Origin of the sequence: Pedobacter kyungheensis (genome assembly GCF_000812965.1) — a bacterium.
Taxonomy (GTDB): domain Bacteria; phylum Bacteroidota; class Bacteroidia; order Sphingobacteriales; family Sphingobacteriaceae; genus Pedobacter; species Pedobacter kyungheensis.
Map to the genome: position 1 here is coordinate 26,011 of NZ_JSYN01000004.1, position 23,367 is coordinate 49,377.

Here is a 23,367-nt window from a genome sequence, read left to right on the forward strand (position 1 = left end):
ATGGCAACGAATTATAAAACCCCAGGCGTTTACATTGAGGAAATAAGTAAACTGCCGGCATCAATAGCACCGGTTGAAACGGCTATTCCTGCGTTTATTGGGCGTACCCAATTTGCCAAAGATGAAAACGGGAACGATATTTTGCCCACGGCCGGAACAAAGTTGCCAACCCCCATCCGGATTACCTCATTTCTGGATTATCAAAAATATTTTGGCGGAGCCAATCCCGAAACGGCTGTTTTTGAGGGCACAGGAATCCCAACCATTACCGATACCGAAGCTGGTGGCAAGGTGGTAAAACGGGTAATTACCTGCGAGGCTAAAAAGAGTGCGGTAAAGGGCACCTATCTGTACTATGCCATCCAGTTGTTTTTTGCCAATGGAGGCGGACCATGTTACATCGTATCGAGCGGAGATTATGCTACCACCATTACAAACGATACTGCCAAAGCAGGTTTAGATGCAATTGCGAAAGTAGATGAACCCACCATGCTGGTACTTACCGACAGGCATACTTCGTTTAGCACCAGTAAGTCGGGCTATAAAGATGTTTACGATTATGCCCTGGCGCAATGTGCCAGGCTGCAAGACCGGATTGCTATTTTCGATGCCTGGGTGCTATCCGATTCACCTTTCGATGATGCCGGAATTGTGCGTGATGATGTAAGTATGGATTACCTCAAATATGGCGCAGTATATTACCCCTGGCTGCAGAGCACGCTCAGTTATGCCTACAATGATAAAGTGGTGGTAAAACACCAGGTAAACGGATCCGATGGGCCATACCATGGAGCAAGTCTCGAAGCCATTAAAGCCATAGATCTGAGCACTTATCGTGCACTGGTAAATGAGATGGATAAAAACGTAATCGATTTGCCGCCATCAGGTGCTGTTGCCGGTATTATGGCCCGGGTTGATAATAACCGCGGGGTTTGGAAAGCTCCAGCCAACGAAAGTGTAAAACTGGTAACAGGCCCAACCTTAAAAGTTACGGCCCAACAACAGGAAACCCTAAATGTCGATCCGACAACAGGTAAATCCATCAATGTCATTCGCTTTTTTACCGGCAAAGGCACATTGGTTTGGGGGGCACGTACCCTGGCGGGCAACGATAACGAATGGCGGTACATCTCAGTAAGGCGCTTTTATAATTTTGTAGAAGAGAGCGTTAAAAAAGCCACCGAATTTGTGGTTTTCGAACCCAACGATGCCAATACCTGGCTGCGTGTAAAAGCCATGTGCGAGAACTTTTTAAACCAGCTCTGGCGGCAGGGAGCCTTACAGGGTGCCAAACCCGATGATGCCTACTTTGTGCGCATTGGATTGGGCGTTACCATGACAGCGCTTGATATTCTGGAAGGACGCATGAATGTCGAAATCGGCATGGCAGCTGTTCGTCCGGCAGAATTTATCATCCTTAAATTCTCGCATAAACTACAAGAATAATTCATCCTAAAACTATAAATTATGGCAAATACTTATCCATTGCCGGTGTTTCACTTTCAGGTGGAATGGGGCGGCTCGCGAATTGGTTTTACAGAGGTTAGCGGTTTAACAGTAGAAACCCAGTCTATTGATTACCGGGAAGGAAACTCGCCCGAATACCATGTAACCAAAATGCCCGGAATGCAGCAATACTCGGCCATTTCGATGAAAAGGGGCATCACCAAAGGCGATAACGAACTTTTTCAGTGGTTTAATACCGTGAGTTTGAATAAAATTGAACGCCGCGACCTGACCATTAGTTTGCTTAACGAGAGTCATGAGCCTGTGGTAGTTTGGAAAGTGCGTGGGGCCTGGCCTTCTAAAGTAGACGGGCCAACATTAAATTCTACCGGTAACGAAGTGGCTATAGAAACGGTTGAATTAGCACACGAAGGTTTAAGTATCGAATTTACCTAGAGGTTATGCAAGCTGTAAATCCGCCAGTTGGTTTTCATTTTTTGCTCCGGATCGAAGGATTATTCCCGCAGTATGAAGGACTGGCCGATATTGGCTTTACTGATGCTACGGGCTTTGAAACCAACATTTCGACCGAAGAATACAAAGAAGGGGGCGAAAACCGCTTCGCACATAAACTACCAACAGCCGTAACCTACAGCAACCTAACGCTTAAACGGGGTTTGTTAATTGGATCAGCTGCAATGAAATGGTTTAAAGAATCGGTAGAGGCATTTACATTTAGCCCGAAAGATATTACCCTGATTTTGCTGAACGATAAACATGTGCCTTTACAAGCCTGGAACTTTGTTAACGCCTATCCCGTAAAATGGTCGGTAGAAGGATTTAATGCCCAGCAAAACGGTTTGGTAATCGAAAGTATAGAGTTTGCACACCAGTATTTCAGGAGGATAGAAGTTTTTTAACGCAAAAGCCTTATGCCAGTAGAAATCAGAGAATTGAACATTACTGCCACCGTTACTAACCATGTTGCGGGTACGGTGCCACCAAGCCAAACCGGACAAACGGCTACAGATAAAAAAATGAAAAAGGCGTTGGAAGAGTTGCGTTTACAGATCAAAAATAAGAATGAGAGGTAACTATGGCTTTAAGTCAGCTTCACGATAGATTGGGTAATTTAGAAAAACTCGTAATTGATGTTTATTCTGATAACAACTTTTCCGGTTCTCCGATCGAAACCTTTAAGGTATTGTACAATCCCAATACCTATTTTATCGATTATAAAAATGAACTGGATAACGATGCACCTGTAAATGCGGCTGATGGTGTGGGTGAGTTTAAATCGTCGAGAGGTAAGGAGCTGAGTTTAGACCTGCTTTGGGATGCCACTTCAGCCTCTTACTCTGGTAGTTCTACTTTTCAGGCCGATGTGCAGCGCGATAAAACTGTGCACAAAGTTATCGATCAGTTTATTGAGAGCTGTTTTAAAATTAAGGAAGACACGCATCAGCCTAATTTTTTAAAAATACATTGGGGCGAGCTTACCTTTCAGGGCATGCTTACTGCCGTTAAAGTTACCTACACGTTGTTCGATAATAGTGGCAAACCCTTAAGGGCTAAAACCGACTGTACTTTTACCAGTTATACTTCCCTTACCGAACAATCGAACGAACAACGGCGCAGTTCGCCCGATTTAACCCATTACCGCAAAGTTGAGGGCGATAATTCGCTGCCGTTAATGACTTATAACATCTATAAAACCGATAAATATTATTTAGAAGTAGCCAAGGCTAACCAGCTGAATAATTTTAGAAAATTGAAACAAGGACAAAGTATATCGTTTCCACCTTTAGCAAAATAACCAGTTATGCCAGCCCCTTCAGGACCACAGACCTTCAGCATTACCATCAACGGACAAGCCTTGTCTGATGCAGTTGGTATTTTGGAAATCGTGGTTACCAATGTGGTTAATGCCATACCCAAAGCAAGGGTAGTGGTAATGGATGGCAGTGCAGCTGCTCAGAATTTTGAACTCAGCAATGGCAGCGATTTTATTCCCGGGGCTGAAATTACAATTGCTGCCGGTTATAACGGCGAAAATGAAACCCTGTTTTCGGGGCTCATCATCAGTCAAACCATTAAAGCCAACGAAGAGGGCAGCCAGATGGAGATTGAGTGTCGCGATAAGGCCATTAAGCTAACTGCCGGCCGCAAAAACAAAATATGGGAAGATACTACCGACAATGATGCTATAACTGATCTGGCAGGTCAATGCAACATCAGTGCAGATATTGACGGATTGGATTTACAGCATAAACAACTGGTACAATTTAACTGCAGCAACTGGGATTTTATAGTTACCCGTGCAGAATTAAACAGTGCATTGGTAATTACAGAAGAAGGAAAACTGAAGATAGGCCAGCCCGATGCCAGTCAGCAAAGTACAGCCACTTATACCTATGGCACCGATATTTATGATTTTGAAGCCCAGATGGATGCCCGAACGCAATATCCGCAGGTAATTACCAAAAACTGGAGCTACACCAATCAGGAAGTAAAAGAGGGTACCTCAACAGCAAAATCTTTGCCCCAGCAGGGTAATATTTCTGGCGATGACCTGGCCGGTGTATTGGGCTGGGAAGATAACAGCCTGTATCATTCGGGTAATGTAGCCGAGCAGGAATCGGCAGAATGGGCCAGTGCACAACTGTTCAGGAGCCGCTTAAACCGGGTAATCGGCAATTTTAGGGTGCAGGGCGATAACAAGCTAAAACCCGGAATTATAGTAGAATTGCAAGGGATGGGCGAGCGGTTTAGTGGCAAATGCCTGATAACCGGTGTAGTACATTCCTATTCGGGCGAAGCTGCCTGGTACAGTCATGTACAGTTTGGACTCGATAAAACCTTGCACAGTTACAATTTCGATGATATTGTAGAAAAACAAGCCACAGGTATCATTCCGCCCGTAAACGGTTTGCAAATAGGAATCGTAACCCAGCTGGAAAATGATCCCGATGGCGAAAACAGGATCAGGGTGCGTTTGCCCACCGTAGAGAAAGATAGCGACGGCATTTGGGCGAGGTTAGCCAGTGTTGATGCCGGTAAAGACCACGGTTGGGTGTGGAACCCCGAAAAAGATGATGAAGTAATTGTGGGTTTTATTAACGACGATCCGCGTGATGCGGTAATAATCGGAAGGTTATACAGCAGTACATTTCCACCTCATTTAGAAGCTAAAGATGATAATTACTTAAAGGGATTATCTACCCGCTCCAAGCTTCAGGTGCTTTTTGACGATGAAAAGAAAATCATCAAAATTGAAACCCCTGGTGGTAATGTGATTACAATGGATGAAGATCAGAAGCAGATTGCCATTCAGGATATGAACGGTAATAAAATTGAAATGGGGCAGGACGGGATAACGATAGAAAGTATAAAAGACCTTACGCTCAAAGCATCGGGCGATATAAAAGTTGATGGAACTAACATTACCGCTACAGCCAATGCGCAGTTAAAATTAAGTGGCAGTGCGGGTACTGAGGTGAGCTCATCGGCCATTACAAAAGTTAAAGGAAGTATGGTACAAATCAATTAATTATGCCAAACGCAGCAAGAGTTACCGATACCACCAACCATGGCGGAACCATTGTTGGACCTGGTGTAGCCACCGTTTTAATCGGCGGGATGCCGGCCAGCGTTGTGGGCGATAATCATGTTTGTGTGTTGCCTCCCAATAGTCACCAGCCAACCGTTAGTGCTTTTCCGGCTGGCAGTAGTACTGTTTTTATTGGTGGGATGCCCGCCGTAAGAACAGGCGATAGTTGCATTTGTGGCGCAAGTGCAGTAGTAGGATGTCCGACAGTTACAATAGGTTAAATATGGATACAGAGAACAATTTTTTAGGCAAAGGATGGGCTTTTCCGCCCATTATAACCAAATACCAGGGTACAACAGCTTTTGCTACCCAAATGGTAAGTGAGGTAACAGATATTAACCAGAGCCTCGAAATTTTGTTCGGTACCGCTGTTGGCGAAAGGGTAATGCAGGCCGAATATGGCTGCAATGTAGAGGATATGATTTTTGAACCGCTGAACGTTACCCTGGTTACCCGGATTACCGAACGCATCCGCAGGGCCATTATTTATTACGAACCCCGCATTAAGCTCGATAAGCTCGATGTTTTTAAAAATGACGAACAAGGGATCATCAACCTCGTAGTCGAATACACCGTTAGGAGCACCAATACGCGCAACAATATTGTTTATCCTTATTATTTAACCGAAGGCACAAATATTTAACGAAATGAGTAGCAATTGCAATAAAAATAATGCCCCAAGAAACGGAACAAACCGTTTAAATCGCTTACCAAAGGCCTTGGACGCATCTTTTGTTGCTATTGATGAAAGAGATAAAAATAGCCTTTGCCAGTTTTGCGATAAGCTGGCGGCCTACATCAATTACTATTATTACGATGGTCTGGAGAAAAAATCAAACTGGCAAAGTGTTTTCGATATTAATTCGATTAAGGAAGATGGTACTTCCGAACCGCACCTGGCGCTTTTTGATGCTTTCCTCGAGCTGTATGCTATTGCACAAAAAGACCTGAACGAATTTACCGGTAAACACCTCGATTATTTTTTCGAAACAGTACTAGGCTTTGAGAAAAAAGCTGCCCAGCCCGATAAAGTTTACCTCATTATTGAGCTGGCCAAACACATTACACAGTATATTTTAAACGATAAAACCGAATTTAAAGCCGGTAAAAACAGTAAAAAACAGGAGCAGTTTTACCAGCTCTTATCTGATTTCAGTTTCAGCCATGCGCAGGTGGCCAGTATTCATTCTATTCTTGTCGATCAGACTGAAAAAACTAAAATTTATGCTTCACCTATAGCAAATTCAGGTGATGGCAAAGGTGCAGAAATTACCAACCAGGATGGTAGCTGGGATATCTTTGGTAATACCAGCAGAGATCTGGCTAATATTGGTTTTGCCATCAGTTCTCCCTTGTTCCGCATGTCAGAAGGGCTAAGGAATATTACACTTCAAATTGTTTATAATGTAAACATGGGTGCCATTCCTTTAACCCCATCAAATTTTAAAGTAAGTATAAGTGCTGAAAAAGCCTGGCTTAATTTAGGTGTTACTTCAGTTGGATTTACCAATAACCAGCTAAAAATTGTGATTGATGCTGATGCTTCGCAGCCTAAATTTGTAGATTACAATCAAAAAATCCATCTAAACGATTTCAGAACATCCTTACCAGTATTAAGAGTAGAAATTGTTTCTGCACCTAATTTATACAGTTTGTTAAATGGAGCGGCTGTTAATCAAATCAATATAAACACAGCGGTAACCGGTGTTAAAAATCTATCGGTTCAAAATAACCTTGGAAAGCTCGATCCTGCAAAACCGATGGAGATTTTTGGTGCTACGCCAACTGTTGGCAGCAATTTTTACATTGGAAGTAAAGAAATTTTTCAGCAAAAATTAGCCTCGCTTAAATTAAATTTTGAGTTTTTGGGTTTGCCCGCAACTAATTTTGCAGATTATTATAAATATTATGCTGATGGCACAAATGCGTATGTCAACAACACCGATTTTAAAATAAAATTGTCTTACCTCTCTCAGCGTAGCTGGATTGACACTGAAGAATCTATAACAATACCGATTACAGAAACCATAAACGGAGTAAGTACACCAGGTTTCATGTATATTTTAGGAAATGGATATCTGTTTGGTGATGATGATACGGTAGCACCAGCCTCAGGTTTTTCATCAAGTTTTGGTATTCCATCCTCAATAAAAGCCAATTATAATCTCGATTTTAATGAAACCTACAATTTAGATGCCGCAGATGGTTACGTTAAACTTCAGCTCATAAGTGGTAAATTCGGACAAACCGATTTCCCGATCGCATTCAGCAGGGCTGTGATTAATAAGAGAACAGATAATGCAAACTTACCCAATGCACCTTATTTGCCTGTAATAACCAATTTAACAATAGATTATACTTGCAGCGAAACCATTGCACTGGGAGTGGGGGCTACGCAATCGGCTTATCATAACCGAATACATCAATTTTATAACCTTGCACCTTTCGGACAGGCAGAAGTTCATCCTTACACCCATGGTACAGTGTATTTATTGCCGCAACAAGATAATGAAGGGGAGTTGTACATTGGTTTAACAAATGCTGTTGTTCCTCAAAATTTAAGCCTGTTGTTTAAGGTGAGTGAGGGAAGTGCCAACCCCGATTTCGATAAAGCCGTGATCAAATGGGCCTATCTTCAGCATAACAGGTGGGTTGAGTTTGAAAAAATAAATATATTAAGAGAGCAGACCAACGGTTTGTTAACCACTGGTATTGTGACTTTAAATATTCCGAAAACTGTAAATACCGATAATACACTTTTGGCAAATGGTCTCCTGTGGATCAGGGCTGCAGTAACTACCAACGCAGCTGCATTATGCGATATTATTTCAATTACTGCTCAAGCTGCAGAAGCGCAATTTGCTGTTTATGATGATGTTGTACCCGAAAATATAGCCATTGGTGCAGGAGTGATTTCTAAACTGAAATCGGCTGATAATGCGGTCAAAAAAGTGACACAGCCTTATAGCTCTTTTGATGGAAAAGCCATTGAAAGTGCTAATGATTATCACTTGCGGGTAAGCGAAATTTTAAGGCACAAGCGAAGAGCCATCACCTTGTGGGATTATGAACACCTTATCTTGGCTCAGTTTCCGGAGGTTTATACCACCAAGTGCATTAACCATACTTTTTATAACGGTAACGTAAGCAGCTACAATGCTCTATCGCCCGGCGAGGTAACCATTATTGCCGTACCCGATATTGCCATCAGCAATGCGCCTAATCCTTTGCAGCCTAAGGTGGCTAAAAATACACTTGGCCAGATTAAAACTTACCTCTCTAAAAACAATTCGGCTTTTGCGAAGCTGAATGTTCAGAACCCGATTTTCGAAGAAATTAAGCTTCATTTTCATGTTAAACTTAGGGAAGGTTACGAAGAAAATATTTACCTCCCTCAGCTTAAAACACAGTTGAAGGCACTTTTAGCTCCCTGGACCAGTAATGCAGCCACACAAATGGAGTTTGGTGGCAAAATAGAAAAATCAACCATTATCTATCAGCTCGAAAAACTGGCCTATGTCGATTATATCACCTGTGTTAAAATGTACCTCTTCAGGCCTGCCGGTTTGGAAGATATATCGGCAAAGGATTTAGAAACGGCAGAAACAGCTACGGCAGCGAGTATTTTAACAGCTTACCCCGATCATTCCATTGTCAATATCAACGACATTGCCGGCATCGGCAATCCCGATTGCGACTGTGTGGATTGTGACGACAATACAATTGATGTAAAAGGAGATTTTGTTCCCATTAACGAATGCGGTTGTAATTAAATGAGCGATTTAAAAACCATATCGAAAAACACGCCACAGCAGGAAAGCATGCAGTTTGATAAACTGCGGGAAATGGGTATAAACCGGATTCAGGCGTTGAGTAAAAGCAACTGGACCGATTATAACCTGCACGATCCGGGTATTACCACGTTAGAAGCGCTGTGTTATGCCATTACTGATCTTGGTTACCGGCTAACCTTCGATATGCAGGATTTACTGGCCAGTAACCCTGAAGAAGCTGATGTCGATTTTCATAATTTTTTTACCGCCAGGCAGTTGTTGCACAATGCGCCGGTTACGCTCAAAGATTTTAGGAAACTGTTACTGGATGTTGCTGTGCAGGTGGATACAGAAACCTTGGGGATAAAAAATGCCTGGGCCATTCCGGCTGCTGATGCCGAAATAAAACTCTACGTTAACCAAACGCAGCAAAAACTATCTTATTTTCCAACCGCAACTGATGGAACTGGTTTTTATGTGAAAGGATTGTATAATTTTTTAATCGAATTTGATCAGTCGACTGTTTATGGCGACCTCAATTCAAATGCAATAACCGGTACTTTTTTCATTAATAAATTTGATCCCGATCCCTGGATAGAAGGCGCTGAAATAAAAATAAACATCCATTTCCCTCGCTGGGACGATCAGACTGTCGATTTTAGCCAGGATTCGGTCATTATTAATCACATTAAAAGCCTTAAAATTGAGGTTGATGAATTGCCGACCGGTTACAAACTTGTGGATAGCAACGACATTGACCATACTGTTACCCTTGCCGGAACCAAAACCGTAGCAGGAGTAGTTACCGCCATTACAGGCTTAAACGAAATTGATACCCAATTAAACGATTTCATTTTTAACGCACCAAATGGCCTGCTGCAAAGTTACAAGCGCAAAATAGGGATTATAAAAAGCATTATTCAAAAGGCAACAGACAGGTTGAACGATAACCGGCCGCTTTGCGAAGATTATTTAAGCACCAAAGCTTTAAAAGTAGAAGAAATAGCCATTTGCGGCAATATTGAGATTGATCCCTTTGTGGATGCAGCTACCGTTGCGGCCGAAATTTATTTTCAACTGGCCCGCTTTCTTTCGCCCGATGTTTACTTCTACAGCCTGCCCGATATGGTGGCCAAAGGTAAAGCAACCGAAGATATTTTTGACGGACCAGCCCTGGAGCATGGTTTTATTGATGACGACGAACTAAATGCTTCTGCACAGCAATGTACCATTCATGCCAGCGATCTGATCCGGATCATCATGGATGTTGAAATCGATGGCAAAAAGGTAGTTCAATCGGTTAGCGGATTACAACTGGCCAATTTCCCTGAAGATAGCAGTGATGGCATAAGCCAGAAAACAGTGAAATGGTGTCTCTCATTAGCTATCGATAAGTTTTATGTGCCCCGCTTATCTATCGACTTATCTAATTTGTCATTTTTTAAACATCAGCTTCCTTTTGCATTCGATAAGGATGATTTGAAGGCAAAATATAAAGCACTTTGGGTCACAGCACCTAAGCGTTATCCTGTAAACCCGGTTTTAGACCGGAGTTTACCCGTGGGTAACTGGCGCGAAATAACTGATTATACCTCCATACAAGAAGATTTTCCGCTTGTTTATGGAGTAGGGAGCGATGGAATCCCGAATTTGGCCACCAATGAAGACGAAAGAAATCTGAGGATAACCCAGGCTAAACAATTCAAAGGTTTTCTGGCCTTTTTCGATCAGTTATTGTACAATTACCTGCAACAGGTAAATGGTTTAAAAGCCTTATTTAGCTTAAACCAGGAACTTGATGAATATGGACAACCGCTGATGAATAAAACTTATTTCAGCGAACCTTTAAAAGGAGCAACGAGTCTTGCCGATGTTGTACCCAATGCAACTGCCCAAAATATTTTTACCGATAGTTATACGGCCCAGCTACAGGGGATAACCGAAAGTCAGGCTGATTTTGAAAAACGCAAGAACCGTTTTTTAGATCACCTTTTAGCGCGTTTTTGCGAACAGTTTAGCGACTATGCTTTAATTGCCTACACCAACGAAGGACAAAAAGCGGGAGCGGAACTGATTAAAGATAAACTATCGTTTTTAAATGCCTATCCCGAAATTAGCAGCAACAGAGGCAAAGCTTTTAACTACAAAAACGAACTCAGCTGGTTTTACCAAAACGTTTCAGGTTACGAAAAACGGGTGGCTTTACTGCTCGGTATTGATCCTAAAAAAGCTGAAGAATTGCATTTTTCCAAACCGTTCAGGATCTTGCCGGTATCGGCCAGCTGGACTATCGACACCAAAGTGTCCACTAAAATTCTTTTTGAGGGGATAAACAGCTTTGCTGATCAGTTATTGGCCAGGGCTGGTATGGAGGCGTTAATCAGCGCTGCGGTACACCTCAATAATTATAAAATTGTAGCCGGTACTGCTGCGGGTAAACACCAGGTTGTATTGTATGCCGATTTAATTGGAGAAAGAGTAATTGCCAAAAGTAAAAATACAACTTTAAATCTTGCTGATAGTAATACTTTAATTGCTAATCACATTGATTTGTGTACTAAAGAATTATGTAATACGGTTTTGGCTAGCCGGAAGAATATGGCATTACCGGTTTCAGTTTATTTTGAGATCCTCTCACACACTGTTGATGGCTCTACCACACCACATTTACATAAAATCGGTTACCAGTTATTCGACTTGCCTGCGCCTGATTCCGGTCGTAAAATTATACTCACCGGAGAAGTAGAGGGCCCTGAAGTTAAAGGTGCGGATGCTGCCGAAACCAAGGCAAATACAGAAGCCAGCTTGTTGTGGAAACTGATTCGCTTTGCGGCTGACGAAGATTATTACCGTTTTGTGCCCGAAAATGTAACGGTTTACGGTCCAAACTACCATTTCGAAATATTCGACATATATGGCAATGTAATGGGCAAGCATAAAGGTAAAAATTACAACCGTCCGCTGGCCGAAATTATTGAAGACAGTACTGCTTCGCCACTGGTTAAAATTGTAGGATCACTATTCAATAACGGCACCTATACTGTTAACAATACGGTAGCACTGGGACCGGATATTAAGATTGAAATTAACGAAACATTGCCCAATAATTACCCTGACGGGCAATTAAGCTTTAGCGAAACCTTTACGGCCTATTTATATGAAAACGGTCGCGAGCTAACGGTTACCGGTATAGATTTAACCGATCGCCTGCGTGCCGGCGATCAATTAAGTTTCATTAAGCCTGCAGCAGAGGCAATGGCGTTCGGGATTTTGCAAATCAGCTTTGCCGATAACAAAACCACGATTATTTCGGCCGTTCCACTTGATTTTGTTGTAGCACCCAAGATCAGTTATACCAAACTTTTTGAAATTAAAACTGTAACCCCAAAAACCATAGTGGTTAGGGCTGGTATGGAAAAACTGGCCCGGCTGGATATGGTGCGTTTCTTTAACCAGGTATTTATAGACCGGGAGGGTTTACATTTGATAGAGCACCTTTTATTGCGGCCAAAAAAACATGATTTCGATCAGTTGATGGCCATTCATACCGATGTAGATTGTGCGCAATGCAAAATTGCCGATACTTACAGCTTTGTGATGTCAGCCGTTTTGCCATACTGGCCAAACCGTTTCAGAGATCGGAATTTCAGGACTTTTATTGAGAAAACTTTGCGGGAAGAATGTCCGGCGCATGTGGTGCTTAATGTATGTTGGGTAAATCCATTACAAATGGCTCAGTTCGAACTGGCTTATAAAAACTGGTTAATTCAGATCAATACCACCAGCACAGGCGATTTGGAAAGGGTAAAGGCGCTGAAAAACCTGATCGATATCTTGCAGAATTTACGGAGCGTTTATCCTTCAGGCAAACTGCACAGTTGCAATGAGAACGAAGTACAGAAAAACCCACTCATATTAAATCAAACTAACATTGGCATTTTTTAACTAATCTAGCTATGGAACTCATTAATAAAACAACGGTTTTTGAAGAAAACCAGGTACTTACAGCAGGTCAGCTGAATACCACGCAGCAGTTTTTGTTTCAGGAAAGCAGGTTAACCAGAATTAGATTGATTGGAAGGGGCATTGTTTGCGGTTTACATGCTACTTATGGCGTTAATACTGTGCACCTTTCTCAGGGAATTGGTGTTACTTCATGGGGCTTTTTAATTTCGCTAGGCGATTGCGATTTAACCCACTACAAAACTTACACCTTGCCTGATGGCTTAGATTATAACTATTTTAACAATGCACCGCTTATAGAGCTGGTTACCGCCGCAAATGCCGCGGCTATGGGTGCTACCCCAATCACAGCTGCCTTAATTTTGAGCGATTATGTAGTGGTACTTTTTTTAGAATCGGCAACCCGCGATTTGAAAAGCTGTTTGGGCAAAAGTTGCGATGATTTGGGTAAAGAAAATACCTTTACTATCCGTAAATTATTGATCAAAAAATCCGATCTGGTTGGAATTAATACCTTAAATAATAATAAAGGTGGAGCGTTGTATCCTGCTCTTTATGAGTTAGAAACAATCGAATATCCCCGTGCTTTAATTAACCGGATAGCAGCTGCCAATTATCCCGCTTTGGTAAATGCCTATTTAAGCCCTGTGGCCGCAGTTTTAGAGAAATTAACCAAACAGCTCAGCATTATTTACAAAGAATTACCCGCTTTGGGGCGTCATTTTCCGGCTGTCGATTTCGATAACATCCGCAGTAACTGGGAAGGAAAGCTGATTGACCTTGCAGCACAATACCTGGCGGGTAAAGCTTACGGATTTCAATACGTTTACGATGCTTTCGAAGATATCATCAAATCGTATGAAGAGTTGCGCTGCATCGCTATGCACCTGCACAGCGTTTGTTTGCCTAATGATGATGCCTTTCCAATGCATTTAATGCTGGGTAGTAAAGCTTGTCCACCTTCTGTTTTCAGGCAGGAATTTGAATACTCGCCCTTGTTTAACGAATATAAAGACTGGAGTAAAAAGCTGGTTTCGGTTTTTGGCAGAACACTGACCATGTTCAATGGTTATTTTGATAGCCTATCGGAAAAAGGCGAGCGTGGTATTTTAGCCACGCCCAGCAAAGAGAAATGGCAAAATATAGGCAAAAGGGCTCTGCCAATTTATTTCGATCCAAATAATGGTGATTTTGAGCAATATTGGAATGAATCTTTATGCCATGGCTGTAGTAATGGTAAACCGCTCAGCTACCATTATCAGGCACCACTTAGCTTACAAACCTATGGAATGAGCCGGTTGGAAGCGCCTTTGCTCTACAATTTCTCTGATACCAGTTTTTTCAGGATGGAAGGTCATTTAGCAGTACCCGAAGATGATGCCGTTTCGCAATACAAGAAATTACAGCGCAGTTTCAATTTGCCATTTAAAGTGCGCTCGGTTTTTATGGGCGAAGGCGGTGTAATCAAAACGGTTTGCCGTTACCCAGATTTGGATTCGCAATACCTGGTTTGGCGTAATGTAATGCTGTATTACCTCAATAACCTGATTAAATACAGTACCCTAGCTGAAAAGATGGTAGGTCGTTTTGAAGATGTTAAGGACGCTGCCAAGGATGCCGTGAGTGGGGTAAATACCAAAAAGGAAGCTGCCCCTAATGCAAAAGCAGCTGGAAAGGAAAGCTTTAATGATGCTGGTGCCGCGACCGAAAAAACAACCACTTTTGGCAATCTGAATAAGGTTTTTATGAAAGCCGGTATGGTGGGCGAGCGCATCAACCAGGCCAACTATTCAAAAATAAACAACAGCAGAGGCCGCCTGGAAACTACTGCCGATGAACTGCAACGCGATGCACTGCGTTTGGTAGCACGCTTTAATGATAATCTTGAGGAGTTGATTGCGACACTCGTTTTAGAATTTACTGATTTTGACGAGAAACGCTTTAAATCGGCCTACACCGACCTAATAACCACATACGTAAACGGGATGAAACTACTCGTGCGTATCATCAATAGGGATGGTAACGTAGAGTTGCTGCCTTACCTCATGGCTGCTACCATATTGCACCGGGTAATTAATGTGCTCATGATCAGGCCTTACATTACAGTAGGCACTTTAACCGATATCAGACTGCAAAGGAACAAAAGCCTGCGTAATAACCTTTCGTTTTTCGATTATATCCGTAACTCGGGAGCCGTAGAACATTTGGCAGGGGTAAATAAAGGCAATACGCTGCTATTGCTGTACCATACCGGTAAAGAACTGGAGTACCAAACGATAGGAAGAGCTCCACAGGCTGCAAGGGCAAAAGCAAAAAAAGCCGAAAGCCCTGAGTATAAGGTTGCTGAACAAGCTTTGAAAGCTACTTACGAAGCCAGGTCTTCGGACATAAAAACGCGCATAGTTGAGCAGGAAAACGAACTTAACCAAATGGAACTTCAACTGCGCGAAGGGCTTGAAATTAAGCTGGCTGAAATTGATAAACGCGAAGTGCGCAGTGCTGGCGAGATCAGGAAAGAAGAATCGGCCATTAAAAGTGAACTGGAAGTAAAACGCAAAGCACTGAAACCTACGGATGGTGCTAAAGCCGAAGCACTTGAAAAAGAATATAAGGAAAGGATTGTATTGATGCGTAAAAGCAGTGAGGCTGATAAAGCCAAAGAAATTAAAGAGCTGAATAAAAATACCGAAAACGAACTTGCTGAAAGACGGAAAATACATACTGAAGAAATAGAGAAGGCCAAAAAAGAAGAGGCTGAAGCCTTAAAAGAATACGAAGCTCAGGTTAAAATGCTCGCTAAGAAAATCGTAATTGAAGAAGAACTGGAAGAAATTATATACACAGGAGAGGGTGAAAAGGAGCGTAAATATTTAAGTGATTTCGAAGCTAAGTTTAACCAGCAGTTTAAGGAGTTAAATGAAAAAATAGGTAACCAGGGACTTGAAAATATTGCAAACAATGTAATCGCCGATTTTACCGTGTATGATGATGATGCTTGCTGCGAGTGTAATGCCAATGATTATAAAAATAAGGAACTTACCCCTTTGGTAGCGCCCATTTCGCGTTTTGTGGTGTATAACCCCAGCCGCATCAATTCGGCAAAGATACAGGTGCTCAATAATCTCTATCACCCGGGCGAATACAGTGTTATCGTAAAGAGCGAACCTGAATTAGGTAAAATAAGCTTCGAAGAAGAGGTTTACGAACCGAAACCTGCGTTAAAGAAACAGATTTTGGTTTACACGCTGGATACCGATCGGGTGGCCAAAAATGCCAGGGCTATGAAATCAATCGTGGCTACCGATGAAATTGAATATGCCATAATCGAAAATGAAACTGGCGAAGAAGTAGGAACTGATAAAATTACTTTCTTTATTGGTATTGGCAGAATCGGTCAGGATACCTACGAACTGAGTGGTAATGTAGCCTATGCCAAGCAGTTTAAAGTGTCGGTAAACGATGCAACTGGTGCAGTTATTCAGCAAAATACCTTTACCGGCAATAAATACAGTTTCAATCTTAACCCAGGCAAATATTTTGTCGTGATGGAAGGTATTACTCCTCACGGAGGAGGAAAAGGCGAAATTGAAATTGTTAATGAAGATGTGGTTTTGAATTTCAGTTTAGGATAAAATAATATGAACCAGCACCTCATCCAATCGCAGAAAATGTTACTCACTGTTGCCAGTCAACAGGATTGGGAGCGGGTGCAGGCCGAAATCAGCCATTTTTGCAAAACGAGGCTGCCCGAAGTACTTGAAAATATTTTTGATGAATTTGCCCTTAACCATACCATTCGCATTGATCAGCTAAATATCGATCTCGGGAGTTTAAGTTTAAATACGCTTGCGCAAGATATTGAAGAACAGCTTGTTATTCAGGTTTATCGTTATTTGCGTACGCACCATCAACAAGAGGTTAATGCGGTTTTGGTAAAGGATGAAAAACTCATCAGCTTTCTTACACATCTTAAAGTAAACGCACCTGATTCTGGATTGGTCAATGCAGTTTCAGCTGGATACCTGGCCGGAGCAAACGGTTACGAAGCTTTGGCTTTTTACTGTGAAACCGGATTAAAACCCTGGTGGTTAGCCATTACAAATCTGTTTAAACCTGCGGCTCTCCTGTTACAACTTTTAAATGCCGATGCCGGAATATTTGCTCAGTTTGTAAATACTGTAAAACATCAGACTGCCACTTACAGGCGCTTAATGCAGTTGGTGAGTAGGAAAATGTTTTTCTATCAGATTCACCAGTTTACAACCGATTTGAATATTTTAAAATGCTTTGAACCAAATATAAATGATAATTTATTTAAATTAATAGTTGAACATTGGTTTAGCCGATTAGCAGTAGGTGAAAGCGAGTCAGACCACACAGATTTTGGCTTGTGGCTCTTTGCTTTGGTTGAGCAGCAGCCTGTTTTAAAACCAATGGTACTAGAGGCTTTGACATTAACCCTGGAAGAAGCCGAAAGCAGGCAAACTGAGGCTGGCTTGGTTTTTCGGCTCAACAAATTATACACTGCAATTACCCGGCACAAACAAGGACCTGCTGTTGCTTTGAAACCTGTTGTTAATCCGGTAGAAGAAAAAATAAATCCGCAACGGGTTGAGGGAGTAAATCAGGAAGCATCCATATTAATTGAAAATGCTGGTCTGGTTTTGCTTTATCCTTATTTCAAAAACCTGTTTAACTCCCTGCAATTGTTAAACGGTAAGGAATTTAAGGATGAAATAAGCTTGCACAAAGCTGTCGTATACCTGCATTACCTAGTTTATAACGAAATGCCGGAAGATGAGTGCGCCCTGGCCCTGAATAAGATACTGTGTGGCGCAACGCCAGAGACCGTCATTTTGTTTAACGAAATAAGTTTTACCGATGAAGAACTTAGCTGGAGTGATACCATGAAAAGTATGGCCATTCAACATTGGACCAAACTAGGTTCAACAACCGTACAAGGTCTGACCGAAACTTTTTTGAAACGGGATGGTAGCTTAATTTTTCGCGCAAACAACTATCATGTACAAGTAGAAAGAAAAGGATTTGATGTTTTACTGGATACCATACCCTGGCCTTTATCCATAATACGCTTACCATGGAACAATTATTTGATCAGTCTGAACTGGTAAACAGCACGTTAAAGGCAAATGCCGATGCACTTTTGGCCGAATTAAACTGGTTTGAAAAGGTGTTGCAGCTCCGTAGTGCCATCAATGCCGGGAGTGTGGCCGAAAGCACCAGTATTTTCGACGCTCAGCCGCCCGATTTAAGCCAGTCCAATTCCAGTTATGGCCGTTTTCTGGTACAGCATCAGCTCCTATTTGCCGATCGTTTTCTGCTTTTTCTGGCCATGGTAACCCAGATCAAACCGCAATGCCTGGATATATTTTTGGTACAAAATCCGCAAACAGGTCAGATATTTACCGAGTTTGGAGGTAGAAAAGGCAATGTATTCAGCGGTTTTTTGCCTACAGCCGAAACGTTTTTGTTTTTGCTGGCTGCCGATAACTTAATGCTGCGTTTCGATCTGTTAAAACTGTTTGATGCCAAAAATCCACTCTTTGCGCTCAATGTGCTGGAATATGAGCCCTTGCCACCCGGCGAACCCATTTCGAGCATTCCATTGCACATCAATAAAAACTGGTTCGAAGAATTTACTACAGGTGAAAGAAGTAAACCGCGGTTTTCGGCAGACTTTCCGGCGCATCTGATCGAAACCAATATGCAATACGAAGATTTGGTGTTACCTGAGCATACCCGCGAGCATTTGGAGCTGCTTGATTCGTGGCTGCAGCATAATAAAACAATGATGAACGACCTCGGGCTAAGGCATAAAATAAAGCCCGGTTTCCGCACGCTCTTTTACGGTCAGCCAGGCACCGGAAAATCGCTTGCAGCAGCAGTATTAGGCAAAAAGCATAATCTACCTGTTTACCGGATTGATTTAAGCAGGGTAGTGAGCAAATATATTGGCGAAACAGGTAGAAACCTGTCCAAAGTGTTCGATGCTGCAGAGAACCAGGGCTGGATATTGTTTTTTGATGAGGCGGATGCCCTTTTTGGTAAGCGGACTAACGTTAGCGACGCACGCGATAAATATGCCAATCAGGAAACCAGTTATTTGCTGCAAAGGATTGAAGACCATAATGGATTGGTGATTCTGGCCAGTAATTTTAAACAGAATATCGACCAGGCGTTTTTACGCCGCTTTCAATCCGTTATCGAATTTCCGATGCCACAGGCCAGTCAGCGGGCTTTACTTTGGGAGCAGGGCTTTTCGCCTTTGATTCAGCTCGAAGCGAAAGTAAACCTGAATGATATTGCTCAAAAATTCGAGCTCACCGGCGGTGTCATTATCAATGTGGTGCAATATGCCACCATGCAAATGCTCAAAGCGGGCGGAAAAGAAATCAGGCAAAAAGATATTGTTGAAGGGATAAAACGCGAACTTAAAAAATCAGGCAGAACATTATAAACATGGGCAGCGCACTGGCATATAGCAATTCTCAACCGAAGTCTGTTACACACAACAGGCCCGGAACAGGCTGTATCCAGGCTAAGCTAAAAGTTGGTGCTGTAAACGATCCGCAGGAAAAAGAAGCCGATCAGGTTGCAGAGCGGGTAATGCGGATGCCCTCAAGTGCGGGTTTTGCCATGGCGGGAGCAGGTAACACTGCGCCTGAAATGAAAGTACAACGCAAATGTTCAGGCTGTGAGCAAAAAGAAAAAATAGCGCGTAAAGAAGAAGAATTAAAGGAAATAGATCAACCCGGGGTATTACAAGCCAAGGCTGGCAGTGGTTTTGCAGCAGGTGGAACTGCGCCGGCCAGCGTTCAATCCGGAATAGCAGCAACCAAAGGGGGCGGGACAAGCCTACCACGGCATGTAAGTGCAGATTTAGGTGGTAAAATGGGCGCCGATTTTTCTGGCGTACGCATTCACGATAATACACATGCCGCGAAAATGACTGCACATGTCAACGCCAGGGCATTTACAGTTGGCAATAACATTTATTTCAACCAGGGCGAGTACAATCCAAATTCCTCCGGTGGAAAATTCCTTTTGGCCCACGAGCTTACGCATACCATCCAGCAGGGCGGAAGTGTGAAGCGAAAAACAAAGGAGAAGGATAAAAAATTACAGCGGAAAGCTGAACCTGAAAAAATAAAGCGGAAAGAAGAGCGCAAGGAAATTCTGCGGGTGGTAAAAGAACCTGAGCAAATCAATCGCTGCGCCTGCAATGATGAGCAGGTGCAACGCTGGTCGTTAGGCGAGTGGCTGGCTGATAGTGCCTGGGAAATTGTAGAAACCATTGCGCCTGCCGAATTTGTACAGGTGCTTAGGGAAATTAGCAGTAAAGGTATTTTAGGCTTCCTGCGAGAAAAACTGATGGCCGGGCTGAACAGGTTATTTGACCGCTTTCCTGCTGTAGGTAGTTTCGTTACCAATTTAATAGCGGTATTCTCGATGCTGTACCAGCGGGTTTCGGCCATTATGCAGGCTTTAATTGCCGGCGATTGTGCACCGCTACTGGCTGCTGTTAACGAACTCAAAGAGGTTATTACTACCATCGCTACCGATGCATGGGCAGGTTTAACCGATTTTGTACGGCCTATTGGTGAGTTTTTCTCCGGTTTGTGGACCTCTTTTGGTGCACCGGTGGTTGATTGGCTCGGACAAACAGCGGCCGACGTATGGGCCTGGATGCAGGATATCGGACAGCGGATTTGGGATTGGACATCGCCAGTACGCGAATATGGTTCAATGGCCTGGGATTGGGTGAAATCTACACTGGGATTTGGTACAGACAGTTCGGGTGCCGAAAATTCAAATGGTGTCATTCAGTGGATCACCGGAAAAGCCGAGGAAGCCTGGACTTCTATTCAAGAAACGATCAGGCCTGTAATTGAGCCGGTTCAGCAAATTGCAACCCGGGTAATGGATATTTTGCCGCTCAACGCCATTATGAACCTGCGTGATACAGTGTCTAATTTTGCTGCCGGTGTTAACGGAATGGCTACTGCAATGGGCGATGATGGATCTGGTGTGGCGGCACAGGCGCAGCAGGCTTCACTTCGTGATACGATTTTGCCGGCAGTGCAAACCAAAATTGTCGAGGTGCAGCAAGGCATTACCAACGCAGGTTTGTGGGTTGCCGAAAGTGTGGGCGGTTTTGTTGGTCAAATTACAGGTTTCTATAATTCAGTTGCTTCAAGTTCGATATTCGCAGTGGCAGCGCCAGCAATTGCATGGGTAAACGATACGGCATTAAGTTTAAGCACCTGGGTACAAACCGGGGTGGTTGATCTGTTTAACATGGCAAGCAGCGGTTTAGGGTATCTGGCAGGTTTTATTCAGCCCATATTAAATGCACTGCAAAGAATAGTCGATACATTGAGTGATTTGGCAGGACGGGCAGGCGATTTTATCCTGGGGCCTTTTATGCTCATCCCTGAATGTATCCGAACACCGATAAAAGACTTCCTGATTGAGCAAATCCTGAGCAGAATTCCTTTGTTTAATCAGATTATGGCTATTGGCGATGTTTGGGCAAGGGCACAACAAATTGTAATGACCATTTTGTACCAGGTGTTTGTAGATGGCAATTTACCTGGAGCCATGTGGACATTTTTCAGGGAATTGCTGAGCCTGGTAGGTATACCGCCCGAATTGGTTGTTTCGATATTGGCCAATGCATCGCAGGCTGTGGTCGATATTTTGGGCAATCCGGTTGGTTTCTTCATTAATTTATTGAGTGGTTTGCAACAAGGATTTACTCAGTTTTTTGGTAATATCGGCACGCATTTACTATCAGGTGTAGTCAATTGGCTAACCGCCGAAATGCAGGCTTTGGGTATTACACCACCAACTGATTTTTCTTTTGGCTCAATTTTCAGTTTCATCCTCCAGATTTTAGGCATAACAGTCGACAATATTTTTAATCTGCTGGCTACCAGGATTGGCGAAGAAAGGGCACAAAGGTTACGCGGGATGCTTGATATGGCTACCGGTGCATGGAGTTTTGTTGCCGATGTGGTAGAGCGTGGACCGGCTGCAATATGGGAGCGCATTCAGGAACAGCTCAGTAATTTATGGGATACGGTAATCAATAACATTGTAACCTTTATTAACGAACGAATTATGGCTCAGGCAACGGCCTGGCTGTTAAGTATGCTCGATATTTCGGGTATTATGCCGGTTGTGAACAGTATTTTGGCAGTTTATAGGGCTATTCAGAGTTTTACAGAATATTTTGTACCTATACTGCGCATCATCAATCAGTATGTTACCATGCTTGCTGATGTGGCCCGCGGAAATATTGCCGGGGCTGCCAATTTCTTAGAAGGTATTTTGGCTAACTCACTCCCCATTATGATCGGATTCCTGGCCAACCAGTTCGGTTTTGGCAGAATAGCGACAAGGATGCAGGAAATTTTAACCGCGGTAAAAGTACGGATCGATAACGGAATTCTGTGGGTGATAGATCAGGCCATCAGGGTTGGCGGAGCCATAATGAATGCAGGAAGGGCAGTTGTAGATGCCATTAGGGGCTGGTGGAACCGGCGAAGACCTTTTGTGGCTGCAGATGGAGAACACCATGAGATGTACTACCAGGGCGAAGGCAGAAATGCCCAACTTTATGTGGCGAGTGCCAATCCACGTCCTGCAAGTTTACTGATTACCCAATTACAAGCGCAATATGCTGGTGAAACAACTGGTCCGGGTGCGGCTAAAAAACAATTGGCCGATAATGCCAGGGCACTTTATGATAGCCATATTGTAACCTTACTTAATGCTGTTAAAGCACTTTCTGACGATCCATCGAACGAAAGTTTAATTGAGCAAAACCCAAATTATCAGCAACTGCTAATTAAAGAAACCGAGCTGATGGAAATTCTGCGGCAAATTATGGGTACCGCAACATTGGCCGATGCAAGGCAAAAATATCTTTATGAAGGAGCTGTAGGTACTTATACTGGTGTACCAACGCCTACTTATGATAGTGTTACGCCAGATCATCAGCCACAGTGTGCTACCTTAAAAGCTGCTGCCGAAATGGTTTTCGGACCAACAGGTCAGCCGGTTTTCCCGGCAGGAAATCCGATTTTTAATTTAACCAATGGAAGCCATTGTAGTGGTGCTTATGTGATTAATTTGCATAGCAACAGGCATAATTTTGGCGTAAGCCGAACTTATGGTTCTACACCGCATACGGCAAACTTCATCACCCGCACCCAGCCTCGTTTAAGCATGACGCCAACCCGTAGGGCAGCACAGCAAATTGTTGAGTCCGAGTTAAGGAATGAGCTAAATGCCGATGTTGCACACATCAGAAACACTGTTTTAAATGCCAGCATGGGGGCTGCAACAGTTTGGCGTGATGTTGATGCCGACAATATGAACGGTTTAACATTAGCTTTATCAGATAAAACGCAATTGTTCAATTTTGTTAAGAGCAATATTGCACAGGGAGAGCGCCAGATTGCCAACCAGCCTTTGAATAATATCGTAACCGGATAAATATGGAAGATTAAAACCTTGCTTTATAAACAATCCGTTTATGGAGCGTTT

The 23,367-nt window shown here is 42.9% G+C and carries 14 protein-coding genes; all 14 read left to right on the plus strand.

Features of this window, described 5'->3' with window-relative positions; all coding sequences use genetic code 11:
- The 14 genes from OC25_RS04215 to OC25_RS04275 are packed head-to-tail and all read left to right on the plus strand — an operon-like array spanning position 1 to position 23,316.
- Entirely contained in the window at positions 1-1,446 is a 1,446-nt protein-coding gene (locus tag OC25_RS04215) for a phage tail sheath family protein (protein ID WP_039472129.1), read from the plus strand.
- Positions 1,447-1,467: 21 nt separating this feature from the next.
- Positions 1,468-1,902 carry a phage tail protein gene (locus OC25_RS04220; RefSeq protein WP_039472131.1) on the plus strand — a complete coding sequence of 145 codons (435 nt, stop codon included), beginning with the start codon at positions 1,468-1,470 and terminating at the stop codon, positions 1,900-1,902.
- Between the two features lie 5 nt (positions 1,903-1,907).
- A complete protein-coding gene (locus OC25_RS04225) occupies positions 1,908-2,366 on the plus strand; it encodes a phage tail protein (protein WP_039472133.1) in 459 nt (152 codons plus the stop codon).
- Between the two features lie 12 nt (positions 2,367-2,378).
- Positions 2,379-2,540, plus strand: coding sequence for a DUF5908 family protein (locus OC25_RS27830; RefSeq protein WP_156131399.1), 162 nt, complete (start codon positions 2,379-2,381; stop codon positions 2,538-2,540).
- A gap of 2 nt (positions 2,541-2,542) precedes the next feature.
- Entirely contained in the window at positions 2,543-3,262 is a 720-nt protein-coding gene (locus OC25_RS04230; RefSeq protein ID WP_039472136.1) for a CIS tube protein, read from the plus strand.
- Between the two features lie 6 nt (positions 3,263-3,268).
- Entirely contained in the window at positions 3,269-4,996 is a 1,728-nt protein-coding gene (gene vgrG / locus OC25_RS04235; protein WP_039472139.1) for a type VI secretion system tip protein VgrG, read from the plus strand.
- Between the two features lie 2 nt (positions 4,997-4,998).
- Positions 4,999-5,277: a PAAR domain-containing protein gene (locus tag OC25_RS04240; RefSeq protein ID WP_039472140.1), complete on the plus strand. Its 279-nt coding sequence runs from the start codon at positions 4,999-5,001 to the stop codon at positions 5,275-5,277.
- 2 nt (positions 5,278-5,279) lie between these two features.
- Positions 5,280-5,699: a GPW/gp25 family protein gene (locus OC25_RS04245; RefSeq protein WP_039472141.1), complete on the plus strand. Its 420-nt coding sequence runs from the start codon at positions 5,280-5,282 to the stop codon at positions 5,697-5,699.
- 4 nt (positions 5,700-5,703) lie between these two features.
- Positions 5,704-8,829: a baseplate J/gp47 family protein gene (locus tag OC25_RS04250; RefSeq protein WP_039472144.1), complete on the plus strand. Its 3,126-nt coding sequence runs from the start codon at positions 5,704-5,706 to the stop codon at positions 8,827-8,829.
- Positions 8,830-12,774, plus strand: a complete 3,945-nt coding sequence (locus OC25_RS04255; RefSeq protein ID WP_039472147.1) for a hypothetical protein — start codon at positions 8,830-8,832, stop codon at positions 12,772-12,774.
- A gap of 11 nt (positions 12,775-12,785) precedes the next feature.
- Entirely contained in the window at positions 12,786-16,424 is a 3,639-nt protein-coding gene (locus OC25_RS04260; RefSeq protein WP_039472149.1) for a hypothetical protein, read from the plus strand.
- Positions 16,425-16,430: 6 nt separating this feature from the next.
- On the plus strand, positions 16,431-17,924 hold the full coding sequence (locus tag OC25_RS04265; RefSeq protein WP_039472150.1) for a contractile injection system tape measure protein: 1,494 nt from the start codon (positions 16,431-16,433) through the stop codon (positions 17,922-17,924).
- Positions 17,891-19,270 (plus strand): ATP-binding protein, encoded by a 1,380-nt coding sequence (locus OC25_RS04270; RefSeq protein WP_209435562.1) that lies wholly within the window; start codon positions 17,891-17,893, stop codon positions 19,268-19,270. Before OC25_RS04265 ends, OC25_RS04270 begins: the two co-directional genes overlap by 34 nt.
- 2 nt (positions 19,271-19,272) lie before the next feature.
- Entirely contained in the window at positions 19,273-23,316 is a 4,044-nt protein-coding gene (locus OC25_RS04275) for an eCIS core domain-containing protein (RefSeq protein ID WP_039472152.1), read from the plus strand.
- Positions 23,317-23,367 lie beyond the last annotated feature (51 nt).